Genomic DNA, 15,743 nt, shown 5'->3' on the forward strand with positions numbered 1-15,743 from the left:
GGGATTCCGGCATCGTGACCAGCGATTCCGGAAAAACGTCCAAAATCGGTCACGATAAAACGGAATGAGCGGTCACGATCACCCGGAACGGGCGGTCACGTTCAAACGGAATGGGCGGTCACGATGGGCCGGAATATGCAGCTATTAGATGTGGCTTGTGGGTATAGTGGCTCTTACTCGAACTCCGAGTCAGAGGAAGTACGTGCAGCGACAATATCCCTTACAGTCCACTTCATGGCCAAAGCTACCAAAGGTTCCCTAATAGCTAGGGCACGGCGGGTAGGAGGGGGGCGGCGAATCTTTTTTTCGAATGCGGAGTTGATTGGGGAGGAAGGTGTCATAGTGGCAACAGCCTCCGGCAGCTTCCGTCGTCACAATCTTGCGCAAGATGCTCGAAATTAGCTCAGCTTTCCCGCAGTACAATATGTGTGGTGGTTCAAGGAGTCTAATTTCAATTGAGCATCGATAAAAACCATACTCAATTTCCAACAATCTCTTATGTCTTAGGTTTTGTGACGATCTCATTTCAACGGCCTTTCCTAAAGAGGCACGGGAGATTGAAGCGTTGATGTGCATTTGGTTCTTTTTGCCATAGATCTCACTTGCCCCATTTTGTCGGCGAATTCCTGAAGCTTCTCCGGTCACCCTACGAAAATTCTGTTACTACTTCTATGCCTTCAGTTGCGCACTGAATTAGGAATCTTGTACGTTTCTTTGTTGCAGTATTCACTTATACCTCCAGTAGTTTGAAGGTATTTAGAAGGGGGAATGGAGGGGAAGGGCGCCAATGTAATCCAGCGTAAACCAACGTCTTAGAGCGTATTGGCGTCGCCAGAAACTAAAAAGCCGAATCAACTCTTGCTCATGGTAAGTTCTTGATTCGGCTTGATATTAGTGGTGCCCGGAGGCGGAATCGAACCACCGACACGGGGATTTTCAATCCCCTGCTCTACCAACTGAGCTATCCGGGCGTGTTGCGCTACTGCTGTGCAACGGGGCGCTATTAAACCGGTTTAGGTTGCCTGAGTCAAGGTTGTTCCGGGAAAATTTTAATAGGCGCTTCCGCAGGTTGCGGGACTAGTCCTCCGGCGGAACATAACCTTCGGCCTTGTCGAACGGCTCGTTGTTGAAGAAGCGTTCCATCTGCGCCTGCAGGTACTTGCGGGTATTGGGGTCCATCAGGCTCAGGTGCTTTTCGTTGATCAGCATGGTCTGCTGGGCTTGCCATTCTTCCCAGGCTTTCTTGCTGACGTTCTCGTAGATGTCTTCGCCTTTCTTGCCGGGCATTGGCGGGAAGTCCAGGCCTTCGAGTTCTTCCTGGTATTTGCGACAGAATACGGTGCGGCTCATGTCTGCTCCTGTTTGGAGGTCGTGTTGCTGAATCTGCAGGGATGATAACAGATCAGAGCAGGACGGTTTGTTCCGGAGACGTCAGCAGAGTGCGGATGGGCGCAGGCAGGCCCAGGGTTAGGGCCTGGTCACGGTGAATCCATTGTTGATTGTCGGTGTCGTTGACCTGCCCAGAGCTGTGAACGGTCAGCCGCGCTGGCTGAATGTGAAGATGGTAGTGGCTGAAGGTATGGCGAAAGCCGCTGGTGAGCTCCGGTTCACCGCAATTAAAGCCGAAGGCCTGTTCGCAGGCCTCCGGCAGTTCTTCCGGGCTGTAGGCCGGGTCAAGCTCTGGCAGGCTCCACAGTCCTCCCCAGATGCCACTGGGAGGCCTGCGTTCCAGCAGGATGCGTCCCTGGTGGTCTTCCAGTATTACCATCCAGGTGGTTTTCTCGGGTTTGATCTTCTTGGGCTTGGAACCGGGGTAGAGGCTGATCTCGCCTTTGGCGTAGGCGTCGCATCCGGCCTGTAGCGGACAGCTTTCGCACGTGGGGCGGCTGCGGGTGCAGACCATTGCGCCCAGGTCCATGATGGCCTGGGTGTAGTCGCGGATGCGCTCGTTGGGCGTGTGCTCTTCGGCACGCTCCCAGAGCCGGTTCAGTACGTTGGTCTTGCCGGGCCAGCCGGCAATGGCGTGGTAGCGGGCCAGAACCCGCTTTACGTTGCCATCCAGTATCGCGGCACGCTGCTGGTGGGCCTGGGCCAGGATGGCGGCAGCGGTAGAGCGGCCAATGCCTGGCAGTGCCTGCAGTTGTTCGAGATTCTCTGGGAACTGACCCCCGTGCTCTTCCACCACTTTCCGGGCAGCCTTTTGCAGGTTGCGGGCGCGGGCATAATAGCCAAGGCCGGACCAATGGCTGAGCACATCGTCCACGGGGGCAGAAGCAAGCGCTTCCACATCCGGAAACCGCTGCATAAAGGCTTCGAAGTAGGGGATAACGGTGGTTACCTGGGTCTGCTGCAGCATGATTTCCGAAACCCACACGCGGTATGGGTTCCGGTCATGGTGCCAGGGCAGGTCGTGCCTGCCGTTGGTGTCGTACCAGGTCAGAAGTTTGCAGGCAAAGCCGTCCCTCATTATTTAAAGAGTCCTTTCAGGGCGTCTTTCACCTGTTCGCCTTCTTCGCCCAGTTTTTCCTGCAGTTTCTCGGACACCTTCTCTTCGGCTTTGGCTTTTGCCTCGTCCACCTTTTCCCGCGCTTTCGCTTTTGCTGCGTTGGCAGCGATGGTTTTCAGTGTGTCGCGGAAGCGTGAGCCGTCGAAGGAGCAAAGGCCGGCCGGGTCTTCGGTATAGTCGCCACGGCACTCGACAGGAATGACCACGTCTTCAACGTATTCGGTCACCCGGCAGGCTTCATCCCGGTGTATCTCACCGACGATGCGCAGGCCAATTTCATAATCGAGCTCGGAGGCAGCCAGGTCCACGGTACCGTCACCCTCCAGTCTCATGCCCGCCAGCGCAGCCACTAGGTTGGTATTGTTCAGCGTATTGCCGTCAATCCTGAGCGTGCCCTTCATGTCATTGAACGGGGTGCTGGTGCCCCAGCCCGAGCTGCCCAGCTGTTCCTGGTTGGCAAGGGCAATGCCCTGGCACGCCATGCGGGTAAGGTTCATCCGGGTGAATTCGCCTTCAGCCAGGTTGAAGTTGATCTCACCTTTGGCATTGCTGCGCAGGTCTGAAATACGGTTGCCGGTGGTTTTGACATTGACGGCCATGTTGGCGCCACCGGATAGCATGTCCACATCGGCAAGGTCAGCGAGCAGCGGCAATGTCTGTACGTCCTTGATGTCTTTGGTGACGGTCCACTGCGGATTATCCGTACGGGCGTCCAGGGTTACAGTCGAATCAAACGATCCGTAATAGAGTTGGCCACTGAAATCCTCCACTTTCAACAGTCCGTCCCGGGCGGTGATCGCGGAGTTGATCTCATTGATGGTGAGGTTGCTGACAATCAGTTCGCCCAATCCCAGGTTGATGTCCAGAGCCAGTGAGTGCAGGGTTTCCAGGGGTAACAGTTCGCCTTCTTCCGCGGGGCTGCTTCCGGAAGAGCTGTCCTGTGGCTGTTCCTGCTCCTGGTTGGCGGCTTTTTCCTCATCGCTGGCAGGGGGCAGGTAGCGGTCAGCATTGATGGCGTCTCCATTCAGTTTCAGGCCAATGGCGCTGTTGGTGAAGCCATAGCTTGCACTCCCTTTGAACGTGGTGTCGTCCAGGGTAATGGCAAGATCGCTGAGCTCAACGGTACCTGCAGGGCCGCCGATGTTGGTGGAGAAGGCAATGGCCTTCATCACCTCAGGATCTTCTGTTTCAATCGCGGGCTGGCCCAGGGCGGCCAGCAGAGCCTTCAATGAGAATTCGTCGATGCTCAGGCTGCCCTCAAGCTTGGGCTGGTCGCCAAAACCGTTCACGGACAGATCGGTGTTCAGCGTAAAGTCGGCCAGACTGGCGGTGAAGCCACTGAGGGTGGCGGTTTCGTTTTCCAGGTTGGCTTCCAGTGAGCCAGCCAGTTCGGCACGGACGGATTCGCCTCCCAAAGGTTCGCCGCTCATGTCAAAAGTGGCTTTGAGATCCGACACTCCAAACTCATTCAGCGCTTCATTGGCTGCGAGGCGGGCACTGATATCGCCATCTACTTCAAGCTGAGGCTGATTGGTGGCAAACCGGAAGGCCACGCTCAGCGGGAAGCTGGAACCCAGGGTGATTTCGCTGGCATTCAAGGTGAAATCTTCCAGGGTGAAAGCCTGGCCTGTGCCCTTGTCCTCGTAATGAACGCGGGCATTGCTGATTTCCACGCTTTCCACATTGAAGTTCAGGGGCTCGGCCTCGCCGGTGCTCTGGTCGGCTGTCTCCTCCGGTGCGGTCTCTTCCTGCTCCGGTTTGGCCTCGCCTTCCGGCATGATCCGTGTCCAGTTGCCGTTGCCGTCTTCGTCCACCGACAGGTTGGCGTCCAGGCCGTTCAGCAGGAAGGTGTCTACCCGGGGTGACATGGTCACCAGCGACCAGAAGCTGAGCTGGGCCACCAGTTGGTCAAGGCGAACAAGGCGCTCGTCTTCCAGGGTGGCCTCCACGTCATTGAGTTCCAGTCCCAGTGGGATGAACGACCAGCCTATATCGCCAGCCAGAATCAATTCGAGGTTGGTGCTGCTTTCAACGGCCTTTTCAATCTGCGGCTTGTAGGTGTTGGGGTCAATGACGGCGACGGCAACAGCCACAGCGGCAATGGCAAGGATGATCAAGCCCACTATGGCGAGAGCCACATAACGAACAGCTTTCATGATTCTGGCGTCCTTCCGTTAATTCTTGTCCGGGGAATGAGAGAATTGTTAGCTCAAGCATAACCCAGGGGTAACAAAATAAAAGCCTGGATGTATGACAATGCGTTAGTGATCAGCCAAAATAGGCACCTTGTTTCTATACGATTTTTCATACGACAACGTATTGCGCGTCTTACAACGATAAAAAGGAGCAAGCAGTGGCTATTACTGTCTCTATTGAGCTTAACCGTGAGCTGGATCTGCCGGCCGGGTATGATGAGGTCTTTGATCTGCTGGCAGACGTTCCGAAATCAGCCAGCCATTTTCCCAAGGTGCATAACCTGGTGGATCTGGGCGACAACACCTACCGCTGGGAAATGGAAAAGGTTGGAGTGGACAAGCATGCCATCCAGTCCATTTACGCCTGTAAGTATTACGCCGACAAGGATAACGGCAAAATCACCTGGGAGCCGGTGAAAGGCGAGGGTAATGGCGTAGTCAAAGGCTCCTGGACCTTAAAGGCGAAAGACGATAACACCACCTCAGTGAAGTTCCAGACCAGCGCCGAGCTGACCGTGCCACTGCCGAGCCTGCTGAAACTGGCGATCAGCCCGGTAATCAAGCATGAGTTCAACAGCCTGGTTGATACCTACATGAACAATCTGAAAAAAGCGTTCTGAGGCCTGCGGCTATCACCTCCATAAAGGCTGTTACGGGACGCGGGAAGGGATAAAAGGTATAATGTCCGCAGACACTTTTCCGGCATTTGCCGATTGATGACTTTGGAGTCTCCATGGCCGAACGCAAGGCTCGGGTAGAACGAAATACCCTGGAAACACAGATCACGGTCGAGATCGATCTCGACGGCACCGGCAAGTCCAGTTTCGACACCGGTGTGCCCTTCCTTGAACACATGATGGACCAGATCGCGCGCCACGGGCTGGTGGATCTGAACATCGTCTCCAGGGGTGATCTGCACATCGACGACCACCACACCGTGGAAGATATTGGCATCACCCTCGGCCAGGCGTTCAAGCAGGCTGTTGGCGACAAGAAAGGCATCCGTCGTTATGGTCACGCTTACGTGCCGCTGGACGAAGCCTTGTCCCGCGTGGTGATCGACCTCTCCGGCCGCCCGGGCCTGATGATGGATGTACCCTACACCCGCGGCGCTGTTGGTGGTTTTGACGTGGACCTGTTTGCAGAGTTCTTCCAGGGCTTTGTAAACCATTCCATGGTTACCCTGCACATCGACAACCTGAAGGGCAAGAACACCCATCACCAGATTGAAACCGTGTTCAAGGCTTTCGGTCGCGCCCTGCGCATGGCGATAGAAATGGATGAGCGCATGGCGGGTATCACACCGTCCACCAAGGGGTCGCTGTAAGCGACTCCCGGGCTCAAAAAGAACCACGATTCAGGAAGTCTCTCTTCACATGAAAACCGTTGCCATTATCGACTACGGCATGGGGAACCTTCATTCCGTCAGCAAAGCGGTTGAGCACGTAGCGCCGGACACCCGAGTACTGGTCACCGACAACGCCGGCCAGATCCGCGGTGCAGACCGGGTGATCCTGCCGGGCGTGGGTGCCATCCGCGACTGCATGGCGGAAATCCGCCGCCTGGGCATTGATGACCTGGTACGGGAAGTGTCCGCGGACCGGCCCTTGCTCGGCATCTGTGTTGGCATGCAGGCACTGATGTCCCGCAGCGAGGAAAACGGCTGGGTGGACTGTATCGACCTGTTCCAGTCGGAAGTGCGTTTCTTCGGCGACAACCTCACCGAAAACGGCGAGCGCCTGAAAGTGCCCCACATGGGCTGGAACGAAGTCCACCAGACCATGGACCATCCGCTCTGGCATGACATTCCCGATGGCGACCGTTTCTATTTCGTGCACAGCTATTACGCCGAAGCGGAAGGCAATCCGGACATTGCCGGCCGCACCCACTACGGTGTCGACCTGGCGGCAGCGGTGGCAAGAGATAATATCTTTGCGGTGCAGTTCCACCCTGAAAAAAGTGCACGGGCGGGACTGCAGTTACTGAAAAACTTTACCAACTGGACTGGAAAATGCTGATTATCCCGGCCATAGACTTGAAAGACGGCAAGTGCGTAAGGCTGCGCCAGGGCCGCATGGACGACTCCACCGTTTTTGGTGACGACCCCGTCGACATGGCAACCCGCTGGGTAGACGCCGGCGCCCGTCGTCTGCATCTGGTGGACCTGAATGGTGCCTTTGCAGGTGAACCGGTCAACGGTGAAATCGTCCAGGCCATCGCCCGCAAATACCCGGACCTGCCCATTCAGATTGGCGGTGGCATCCGCTCGGCCGAAACCATTGAGGCCTACCTGAAGGCTGGCGTACAGTGGGTGATTATCGGCACCAAGGCTGTCAAGGAACCGGAATTCGTCACCGAGATGTGCAAGAAATTCCCCGGCCATATTATCGTTGGCCTGGATGCCAAAGACGGTCGCGTTGCGACCGATGGCTGGGCGGAAGTATCCGAAGTCATGGCGACTGACCTGGCCAGACGTTTCGCCAATGATGGTGTGGACGCGATTGTTTACACCGATATCAGCCGCGACGGCATGATGCAGGGCGTTAACGTGGAAGCCACGGCAGCGCTGGCGGAAGAAGGCGGTATTCCCGTAATCGCCTCTGGCGGCGTCACCAACATGGACGATCTCAAGCGTCTGGCTACCGTGGCCGACAAGGGCATCCTCGGTGCGATCACTGGCCGTGCCATCTATGAAGGCACGCTGGACGTAGCGGAAGCCCAGGCCTTCTGTGACAGCCTCAAGGGGTAAGACAAATTATGGCTCTGGCGAAACGCATTATTCCCTGCCTGGACGTAGACAAAGGCCGCGTTGTGAAAGGCGTAAACTTTGTTGATATCCGCGATGCCGGTGACCCGGTGGAAGTGGCCCGCAAATATAACGAGCAGGGCGCCGACGAAATCACTTTCCTGGACATTACCGCCAGCCATGAAAGCCGCGACACCACCTACGAAACGGTTGAGCGCATGGCCGCTGAAGTGTTTATCCCGCTCACGGTTGGCGGGGGCGTGCGCACCGTGGAAGATATCCGCAAGCTACTGAATGCCGGGGCGGACAAGGTTTCGATCAACACCGCTGCGGTCTTCAATCCCGAATTCGTTCGCGAAGCCGCCGACCGCTTTGGCAGCCAGTGCATTGTGGTGGCGATCGATGCCAAGCGGGTCAGTGGTGAGGGTGAAGTGCCGCGCTGGGAGATTTATACCCACGGGGGTCGCAAGCCCACAGGGCTGGATGCGGTGGAATGGGCTCGCAAGATGACTGCTATGGGTGCGGGTGAGCTGTTGTTAACCAGTATGGACCGGGACGGTACCAAGGTCGGGTTTGATCTGGGGCTGACGCGAGCCATCAGTGACGCGGTGTCAGTGCCGGTGATCGCTTCAGGTGGTGTGGGCGAGCTTCAGCACCTGGCGGATGGTGTGACAGAGGGTCGTGCCGATGCGGTTCTGGCGGCGTCTATCTTTCACTTCGGGCAGCATACCATTCCGGAAGCCAAGGCGTTCATGAAGGCGCAGGGGATTGAGGTTCGGGAATAAGCTTTGGGCCTTGCCTAATCCGACCTGCTCTGTTTTGCCAGCGCCGGCCGAATTGCCCGCTTCTCGCCTTCCGCAAACATTGGGCGGTTACCATTCCTCATGGCCCACACCGCGCTAACGGTGGCGATGGCGATGCCCTCTTCATCCAGCTCCGGTAAACGCTTCTCCAGATAATCCACCGTTACCTTGTGGGGATGGCCGATGCCAACCGCACTACCGTTCTCTTTTGCCCTTCTAATCAGCAGCCGGAACTGCTTGTCCACGTACTCCTCGGTCTGTTCATGGTCGAGGAAGACATCGCGGGTGAGGGTGGGGATACGATAGGCCGCGGCCACTTCACCAGCGATGGAAGAGGCAATGGTGCGGCTGTCGACGAAATAGACGGGGTAGTGGTCCAGTTCCGACATTACCCAGTCCATGGCGTCGAGCTGCTGGGTAAGCAGGCTGCCCATGTGATTGTTCACCCCACGGACATGAGGAATGGACTGTAGGGCGCGGCGCAGGGTCGTTGCCATACTGTTTTTGTCCATGCCGGAATTCAGGCCGCCGGCGCCAAGGCCAATATTGCGGGTGTTGGCCATGGGAGCGTGAAGCATGATCTCTTTCTGCCGGCGGTGCGCATGCTCCGCCAGTTCCGTGGTATGTCGACGGTAGGGCAGGAAGGCGAGGGTGATAGGCTGCTCCAGTCCTATCAGCCTGCGGCCCTCTGTGAGGTTGTGCCCCATGTCATCGATGATAATGGCGATGGTGGGTGGAACCGGCTGCGGGTTATTCCGCTCCTGCGCTGAACTGGCCGGTGCTGCCACCGCGAGAATCGCGGCAAGCAGCATAGTTGCTACTTTCAATCCGCGCTTCCCTGTTCTGGTATGTTGCGCTTGTTAAGGATGCTCAGGCCCTTGAGCAGGTTCAGTGCCGAGCGCAACTGGTAGTCCTGATTTGCGGGAGCGGTCTCTTCGCTTTCTTCTTCCCTGGCGTCCTGTTCTTCTTCATCCTGGCCCTCAAGATGTCCGCTCAGGTCTGCCTCTGTGAAGAAGGGCTGGCTGTCCAGTTCGGTCAGTTGGGCCGGCTTCACTTCAATGTCCGGTTTGATGCCCTTGGCTTGGATTGAGCGACCGTCCGGGGTGTAATAGCGGGCGGTGGTCATCTTGATGGCATGGGTTTCATCCAGGGGGATAACGGTTTGCACGCTACCCTTGCCAAACGACTGGGTGCCCATGACCACTGCACGTTCCTGATCCTGCAGTGCGCCTGCAAGAATTTCAGAAGCTGATGCCGAGCCGCCATTGATGAGGACCACAATGGCCGTATTCGGCATTATATCGCCCGGCTTGGCATTGAAGCGCAGGCGCGAGCTCTGGATCCGGCCTTCGGTGTAAACAATCAGTCCTTCATCGAGCAGGGCGTCTGCCGCTTCAACAGCGGCTTGCAGGATGCCACCCGGATTGTTGCGCAGGTCGATAATCAGGCCATCCAGGTCGCTGCCATGTTCCTTTTCAAGGTCTTCAAGCGCCGTGGTGAACTGGGAGCCCGTATCTGCCTGGAACTGGGTAATCCGAACATAACCATACCCGTTCTCGATGATGCGGGACTTGATGCTGGTAACCTTGATGATGTCGCGCTTTACATCGATCTCAATGGGCGCGGATTCCCCTTCACGCATGATCGTGAGTGTAAGCACAGTGCCGGGTTTGCCACGCATCAGCTTGACGGCTTCCTCCAGGGACATGCCCTTGACCGGCTGGTCGCCAAGTTTGATGATCAGGTCACCGGCCTGGACGCCGGCTTTCTGGGCCGGGGTGTCGTCGATGGGAGAAATCACCTTGACGAAACCGTCTTCCATGCCCACTTCGATACCCAGGCCTCCGAACTCTCCGGAGGTGCTTTCTTCCAGTTGTTCGTAGTCTTTCGGGGCAAGGTAGGTGGAGTGAGGGTCCAGATCCGAGAGCATGCCCTTGATGGCACTTTCCAGAAGCCTGCGATCATCCACTTCTTCCACGTAGGCATCCTTGATGCGACCGAATACTTCGGCGAACTTGCGCAGGTCTTCAAGGGGCAGTTGTTCTTCCGGGTCCGGAAGTTCTATTTCAACCTGCTCGCCATGCTGGATACCCTCCAGCAGGCGCCGGGTCTCTTCATCGGGTTGCTGGGCATGAATCAGGCCGGGCAGGGCGGTCAGGCAAGAGGCAAGAGCGAGTGCGCTCATGGTTGGGGCGTGGTTAAAACGTCTTACCCGTCTCATTCACATATCCTGTGTTGTTCCGATGACTGATTGGTTCCCGTGTATTGCAGGACAGTATGGCGTTACCAGACTGATTTGTCAGCCTTTAGGATACCACGACCCGTTTCAGCGATTGCCAAGCCAGCGATGCGGGTTATCCGGTTTGCCGTTGTGGCGGATCTCGAAGTATACCGCCGGCTCATCAGTGCCGCCGGTGCGGCCAGCCTGGGCAATGGCCTCGCCAGCTTCCACCCAGTCTCCCGGGCTGGTGTACAGGCTGCTGCTATGCCCGTAGAGGGTCATGTAGCCGTCACCGTGATCCAGGATGGTGATCAGGCCAAAACCCCTGAGCCAGTTGGCAAAGACGACTCGGCCATAGTGAACCGCTTTGACATCGCTCGCTTCATCGGTATTGATCAGCAGACCGTTGTAACGCAGCTTGCCGCCGGCATAGCTGTCCCCGAACTTGCTGGCAACCTTGCCGTCTGCCGGCCAGGGCAGTTTATTCCGCAGTGACCGGAAGGGATCTGATTCATTGGGGGTGGGAATGCTGGCGATGGCCTCTTCCACCTCTTTCAGCAGTTTTTCCAGCCGACTCCGGTCTGCTTCCAGTTCCTGGCGCTCACTCCTGCGGTCACTGATGTCGGCCTTGAGAGCAGTCAGGGTTTGTTCCCGTTCGCTTTTGCTGTTGTTCAGCTTTTGTTGCCGGTCCGCCACGTCCTGCTCCAGTTCAGCCAGGCGCAGTCGGCCTGCCTTGACCTGTTTCTGGGTGCTCCTAAGTTGGCGGAGGTTGGCTGCGAATGCCTCCAGCCGTTCGATAGTATCGCGGCTGAGGTATTCGTAGTAGGTCATGGTGCGGGCGATCTTGTCCGGGTCTATCTCGTTGAGCAGGACTTTCACGGCGGGCGCATCGCCCTCCATCCAGGCGGCGCGGATCTGTTTTTTCAGGCTGTCGCGCTGACTGTCCAGGGTTCGCGTCAGTTCAGCCTCTTCTTCGGCAAGCTGATTGAGACGCTGTTGCTGGTCCTGGGCCTGTTGGCGCAGTTCCCTGCGTTCGCGGGTAAGGCGGCCGATTTCCTGCTCCAGTCCGGAGAGCTGTCGCTCAAGCGACGAGCGATCCTCTTCGGCATCAGCAAGCCATTCGTCGATCTCGGCGATCTCTTCCCGGAGTGCTTTTATCTGGCCAGGCGTGACCTGTTGCTCCGCCAGTGCCGGCGTGGCAGCTGCAAGCAGTGCCAGCGCCAGCCACAGACGGGCAATCAATCGATCTTCACCAGGCTGTGGCCTGACATTTCCGCCGGCTGTTCAAGGCCCATCAGGCTTAGCAGGGTAGGGGCCACATCGCTCAGGCTGCCGTCATCCTTGAGGGAGACCTTGCGGGGGCCCACATAGACCAGAGGTACCGGTCCGATGGTATGGGCGGTATGAACCTGGCCGGAACTGGGGTCGGTCATTTGTTCGCAATTGCCGTGGTCGGCCGTAATCAACGCTTCACCACCCACTTGTTCAAGAGCTTCGGTGATGCGGGAAACACACTGGTCAATGCACTCGGCTGCCTTGATGGCGGCGTCCAGCTTGCCGGTGTGGCCGACCATGTCGCCGTTGGCGTAGTTGCACACCACCAGGTCATATCTGCCGCTCTTGATCGCTTCCACCAACTTGTCCGTCACCTCCGGCGCGCTCATCTCGGGCTGCAGGTCGTAGGTGGCTACTTTCGGGGACGGCACCAGAATCCTGTCTTCACCTTCGAACGGTGTTTCCATGCCGCCGTTGAAGAAGAAAGTAACGTGGGCGTACTTCTCGGTTTCGGCAATCCGCAGTTGGGTTTTGCCCTGCCTGGAAACGTATTCGCCCAGCCCGTTGGTCAGTTGCTCCGGCGGATAGGCGCAGGACGTTTTGATGTCCGCAGCATACTCGGTGAGCATCACAAAGTCGGCCAGTTCCGGATGCTTTCGGCGGTCAAAGCCGTCAAAGTCCGTCTCCACAAAGCACCGTGTCATCTCCCGGGCGCGGTCAGCCCGGAAGTTCATGAATATCACGGTATCGCCATCGTTGATGGTGCCTTCGGTGTCGCCACTGGCCTTGATGCGAGTCGCCTTGACGAACTCGTCATTCTCTCCCCGTTCATAGGCCTGTTCCAGCGCCGTTACCGGATCGGCTGTCGTGAACTCGGCCTCTCCCAGCGTCATGACATTGTAGGCCTCTTCAACCCGGTCCCAGCGGTTGTCACGGTCCATCGCATAGTAGCGGCCGACAATGGAGGCTACCCGGCCAACCCCCAGGTTCTTCAGTTTGGTAGCGGCTTTCTCCAGTGACGCCATGGCACTGCGGGGTGGCATGTCGCGTCCATCGAGGAAGGCGTGGATGTAGACTTCTTTTGCGCCTCGCTCCGCAGCCATTTCCGCAGCAGCCAGAATGTGGCCTTCGTGGCTGTGCACACCACCGGGGGAGAGAAGGCCCATCAGGTGAACGGCGCGGCCACTACTGATGGCCTTGTCCATGGCGCTGCACAGAGTGGGGTTTTGCGTAAAAGTACCTTCTTCCACGTCCTTGTCGATGCGTGTCAGGCTTTGATAAACCACCCGTCCAGCACCGAGATTCATGTGGCCTACTTCGGAGTTACCCATCTGGCCCTGGGGCAGGCCAACAAACATTCCGGACGTGTTGATCAGTGTTTTTGGCTGATTTTTCCAGAGTTTATCCCAGAATGGCGTATTGGCGTTGCTGATGGCATTATCGTCCGCCGGGTCACGGTGACCCCAGCCGTCAAGAATAATCAGTGCAGTAGGCTTACGCGTGGCAGTCATCACTTAATCCGATGGTGGTTTGGTAAATTTACTAAAACGAACATTGATTCTAAACATTTTCGCACCCCCCGGCCACCTCGCTTATCTTCTGTCAGTGGAGCAGGGTGTGTATAATCCCGCCACAAACTATTCAGCAAGGTGTTTTCATGGAAAGGGTGTTCGAATTCGCGGTTAACCATTACATTCTGGTGTCTCTGTTTGTCGCTTTCCTGCTTGCCATTCTGGTGCTGGAATCCCGCCGTGGCGGTGCGAAAATCTCGGCGCAGGGCGCGGTAAACCTGATCAACCGCGATGAAGCTGTTGTTGTCGACATCCGTGACCGCAAGGATTTTAACGAGGGCCGGATTACCGGTGCAATCAATATTCCCCTCAATAGTATCAAAAGCCGTGCGTCGGAGCTGAAGAAGTTCAAGGATAAGCAGATTATCGTGGCTGACAAGATGGGCCAGCATTCCGCCATGGCCGTCAAGCAGCTCAATGCTGAAGGCTACACCAATGTGGTTCGTCTGAATGGTGGAATCGCCGACTGGAAAGGCAGCAATCTGCCGCTGGTGAAGAAGTAACCAGCTACCAGGGCCTTGAACTGAACGGTAAACTGTCGCACTGTTTCACATCAGCAGGCGGAGCCAGGCATTAAACTGTTCCGGCAGCATCCAACATAATAATGGGCCCTGGTTGCCCCCTTAATCGAAGAAAGGACTGAAAATGGCTGAAAATGAGCAGGCCGCAGCAGGCAACGAAAACCAGACACAACCTCAGTTTGCGCTTCAGCGTATTTACGTGAAGGATCTGTCGTTCGAGTCCCCGAACTCACCCACGGTTTTTCAGGACCAGTGGAAGCCGCAGGTCAATCTGGACCTCAACACGGCCCATAACAAGGTCAGCGATAACCAGTATGAAGTGGTTCTGTCTTTGACGGTGACGGCGAAGGTCGACGAAAAGGTTGCCTACATCGTGGAGATCCAGCAGGCCGGCGTGTTCCTGGTGAAGGGTATTGAAGGCCCGCAGCTCGGTCAGATGCTGGGCGCGTACTGCCCGAATATCCTGTTCCCTTATGCACGGGAAGCCATTGATGGAGTAGTTGGTAAAGGCAGCTTCCCGGCGCTGATGCTGGCACCGGTGAACTTCGATGCCATATACGCCCAGGCGCTCAAGCGCAAGCAGGAAGAGGCCGCTGGCGAGTCCAAGGAAGAGCAGACTCACTGAGCCTGCCTTACTCCGGAGCAAAGAAACCCCCACCGGCGCATACGCCAGTGGGGGTTTCTTTTTATGGAGAGCTCGTTATGGCGAGCTCGATTCGATGCCTTCCCGGATTATGCGCTGAAGTTCCCCGCTTGCCTTCATGTCGCTGAGAGCCTCAGACAGGCAGGGGATATCTTCTTGCCGGGATTCGTGTACCCAGTGATAGATGGGGGACTCCAGCACCGGTTGGCCAATCACCATCTCCGGATTGTGGTGCCTGGCGGCCAGTGCGTCCCATTCCAGCGTCAACGCTACATCAATTCGTTGGCGTTTAAGCAGGCTGATCAGCTGAAAGGTATCGGCTGTGGCGACCTGAGTAGCATCCTCGGGCAATACCGCAGCAATCATACGGTAACCGTTGAGAAAGCCGACGCGCGTACCGGTCAGGCTGGTGTGTGTTTTCGCTGATTCGGTGTTGAGGAACAGGGGAACCAGCCGCGCTGTTTCGATCGGAACATGCAACGGGAGCAGGGGGGCACCTTCCTTTACGGCCATGGGGATGCGTGCAAGTTCACCGTCTGACTGGCTTTTTTCCGCCATCATAACGGCCCGGGCTGCGGGCACGTCCAGATAGCTGATGGTAAGCCCGCAGCGGGCGTAAAGCTGCCGGACAATTTTTTTGCCCAGTACCACCGAGACCTCGGATGTGATTGAGGGGGTGGTTATAACCCGGGTATTTTCTCTCGATTTTTCGGCATTTCTGTTATGGGGCCAGGCGCTGGATGCGAACAGCAACAGAACGGCTGCAAGGGTCAGCATTGCGGCCTGGGGGTGGTTATTGAGCTCCTTCAAAATCAAGCTGTCTCCATGCTTCATAGACCACCAGCGCAACCGTATTGGACAGATTGAGGCTGCGGCTTTCCGGGCGCATCGGCACTCTCAGGCAGTGTGCGTCCGGAAGTGCCTGGCGAATGCCTGCTGGCAGGCCCCGGGTTTCCGGGCCAAACATCAGATAATCACCCTTCTGGTATGTCACTTCATGATATCCACGGGAGCCTTTGGTGGTCAGTCCGAACAGCCGCGCCGGCTGTTCGCTGTCCAGAAAGCTCTTGTAGTCCGGGTGAACCGTGACTGTTGCGTACTCGCTATAGTCCAGCCCCGCCCGTCGCATCTGCTTGTCTTCAAGGGTAAAGCCCAGGGGCTCAACCAGGTGCAGGCGGCAGCCGGTGTTGGCACAGAGCCTGATGATATTGCCGGTATTCGGCGGTATCTCGGGCTCAAACAACACCACATTCAGCATCCGG

The 15,743-nt window shown here is 56.9% G+C and carries 17 protein-coding genes and 1 tRNA gene; 8 read left to right on the plus strand and 10 right to left on the minus strand.

All coding sequences use genetic code 11. The annotated features are described in order from the left end of the window. Positions 1–135 precede the first annotated feature (135 nt). Positions 136–402: a hotdog domain-containing protein gene (locus ABJM11_RS22500; protein WP_407069987.1), complete on the plus strand. Its 267-nt coding sequence runs from the start codon at positions 136–138 to the stop codon at positions 400–402. A gap of 493 nt (positions 403–895) precedes the next feature. On the opposite strand, the gene ABJM11_RS09545 is transcribed toward ABJM11_RS22500, so the two are convergent. The 4 genes from ABJM11_RS09545 to ABJM11_RS09560 all read right to left on the minus strand — a co-directional run bounded on the left by ABJM11_RS09545 (position 896) and on the right by ABJM11_RS09560 (position 4,662). Beyond that, positions 896–971, minus strand: a tRNA-Phe gene (locus ABJM11_RS09545). A 106-nt stretch (positions 972–1,077) separates the two neighbouring features. After that, positions 1,078–1,350 carry an oxidative damage protection protein gene (locus tag ABJM11_RS09550; protein WP_348296161.1) on the minus strand — a complete coding sequence of 91 codons (273 nt, stop codon included), beginning with the start codon at positions 1,348–1,350 and terminating at the stop codon, positions 1,078–1,080. 52 nt (positions 1,351–1,402) lie between these two features. Then, entirely contained in the window at positions 1,403–2,467 is a 1,065-nt protein-coding gene (gene mutY / locus ABJM11_RS09555) for an A/G-specific adenine glycosylase (RefSeq protein WP_348296160.1), read from the minus strand. Next, positions 2,467–4,662 (minus strand): AsmA family protein, encoded by a 2,196-nt coding sequence (locus ABJM11_RS09560; RefSeq protein WP_348296159.1) that lies wholly within the window; start codon positions 4,660–4,662, stop codon positions 2,467–2,469. Before ABJM11_RS09560 ends, mutY begins: the two co-directional genes overlap by 1 nt. Before the next feature lie 197 nt (positions 4,663–4,859). Between ABJM11_RS09560 and ABJM11_RS09565 the strand changes: the two genes are divergently transcribed. The 5 genes from ABJM11_RS09565 to hisF all read left to right on the plus strand — a co-directional run bounded on the left by ABJM11_RS09565 (position 4,860) and on the right by hisF (position 8,232). Beyond that, a complete protein-coding gene (locus tag ABJM11_RS09565; protein ID WP_348296158.1) occupies positions 4,860–5,321 on the plus strand; it encodes an SRPBCC family protein in 462 nt (153 codons plus the stop codon). 113 nt (positions 5,322–5,434) lie between these two features. Then, a complete protein-coding gene (gene hisB, locus ABJM11_RS09570) occupies positions 5,435–6,028 on the plus strand; it encodes an imidazoleglycerol-phosphate dehydratase HisB (RefSeq protein WP_348296157.1) in 594 nt (197 codons plus the stop codon). Between the two features lie 49 nt (positions 6,029–6,077). Then, positions 6,078–6,719 carry an imidazole glycerol phosphate synthase subunit HisH gene (gene hisH, locus ABJM11_RS09575; protein ID WP_348296156.1) on the plus strand — a complete coding sequence of 214 codons (642 nt, stop codon included), beginning with the start codon at positions 6,078–6,080 and terminating at the stop codon, positions 6,717–6,719. After that, positions 6,713–7,450 (plus strand): 1-(5-phosphoribosyl)-5-[(5-phosphoribosylamino)methylideneamino]imidazole-4-carboxamide isomerase, encoded by a 738-nt coding sequence (gene hisA, locus ABJM11_RS09580; protein WP_348296155.1) that lies wholly within the window; start codon positions 6,713–6,715, stop codon positions 7,448–7,450. The genes hisH and hisA overlap by 7 nt, the downstream gene beginning before the upstream one ends. An 8-nt stretch (positions 7,451–7,458) precedes the next feature. Continuing rightward, entirely contained in the window at positions 7,459–8,232 is a 774-nt protein-coding gene (gene hisF / locus ABJM11_RS09585) for an imidazole glycerol phosphate synthase subunit HisF (protein ID WP_348296154.1), read from the plus strand. A gap of 14 nt (positions 8,233–8,246) precedes the next feature. On the opposite strand, the gene ABJM11_RS09590 is transcribed toward hisF, so the two are convergent. The 4 genes from ABJM11_RS09590 to gpmM form a co-directional block, all read right to left on the minus strand. Then, a complete protein-coding gene (locus tag ABJM11_RS09590; protein WP_407069990.1) occupies positions 8,247–9,062 on the minus strand; it encodes a divergent polysaccharide deacetylase family protein in 816 nt (271 codons plus the stop codon). An 11-nt stretch (positions 9,063–9,073) separates the two neighbouring features. Then, the gene (locus tag ABJM11_RS09595) at positions 9,074–10,471 is read right to left on the minus strand and encodes a S41 family peptidase (protein ID WP_348296152.1); all 1,398 of its coding nucleotides are present in this window, start codon (positions 10,469–10,471) and stop codon (positions 9,074–9,076) included. A 105-nt stretch (positions 10,472–10,576) separates the two neighbouring features. Then, positions 10,577–11,713 carry a murein hydrolase activator EnvC family protein gene (locus tag ABJM11_RS09600; protein WP_407069988.1) on the minus strand — a complete coding sequence of 379 codons (1,137 nt, stop codon included), beginning with the start codon at positions 11,711–11,713 and terminating at the stop codon, positions 10,577–10,579. Further along, complete coding sequence (gpmM, locus tag ABJM11_RS09605; RefSeq protein WP_348296151.1) at positions 11,710–13,257, minus strand: 2,3-bisphosphoglycerate-independent phosphoglycerate mutase; 1,548 nt, start codon at positions 13,255–13,257, stop codon at positions 11,710–11,712. The genes ABJM11_RS09600 and gpmM overlap by 4 nt, the downstream gene beginning before the upstream one ends. Positions 13,258–13,403: 146 nt before the next feature. Here gpmM and ABJM11_RS09610 point away from each other — a divergent pair, with 146 nt between their 5' ends. Both ABJM11_RS09610 and secB read left to right on the plus strand, forming a co-directional pair. Next, complete coding sequence (locus ABJM11_RS09610) at positions 13,404–13,820, plus strand: rhodanese-like domain-containing protein (protein WP_348296150.1); 417 nt, start codon at positions 13,404–13,406, stop codon at positions 13,818–13,820. A 142-nt stretch (positions 13,821–13,962) separates the two neighbouring features. Continuing rightward, entirely contained in the window at positions 13,963–14,463 is a 501-nt protein-coding gene (secB, locus tag ABJM11_RS09615; RefSeq protein WP_348296149.1) for a protein-export chaperone SecB, read from the plus strand. Between the two features lie 75 nt (positions 14,464–14,538). Here secB and ABJM11_RS09620 read toward each other — a convergent pair whose 3' ends face one another. Together ABJM11_RS09620 and trmL are read right to left on the minus strand one after the other, a co-directional pair. Continuing rightward, on the minus strand, positions 14,539–15,297 hold the full coding sequence (locus ABJM11_RS09620) for a hypothetical protein (RefSeq protein ID WP_348296148.1): 759 nt from the start codon (positions 15,295–15,297) through the stop codon (positions 14,539–14,541). Next, positions 15,275–15,739, minus strand: a complete 465-nt coding sequence (gene trmL / locus ABJM11_RS09625) for a tRNA (uridine(34)/cytosine(34)/5-carboxymethylaminomethyluridine(34)-2'-O)-methyltransferase TrmL (protein ID WP_348296147.1) — start codon at positions 15,737–15,739, stop codon at positions 15,275–15,277. The genes ABJM11_RS09620 and trmL overlap by 23 nt, the downstream gene beginning before the upstream one ends. Positions 15,740–15,743 lie beyond the last annotated feature (4 nt).

The organism is Marinobacter sp. (assembly GCF_039977835.1).
Taxonomy (GTDB): domain Bacteria; phylum Pseudomonadota; class Gammaproteobacteria; order Pseudomonadales; family Oleiphilaceae; genus Marinobacter.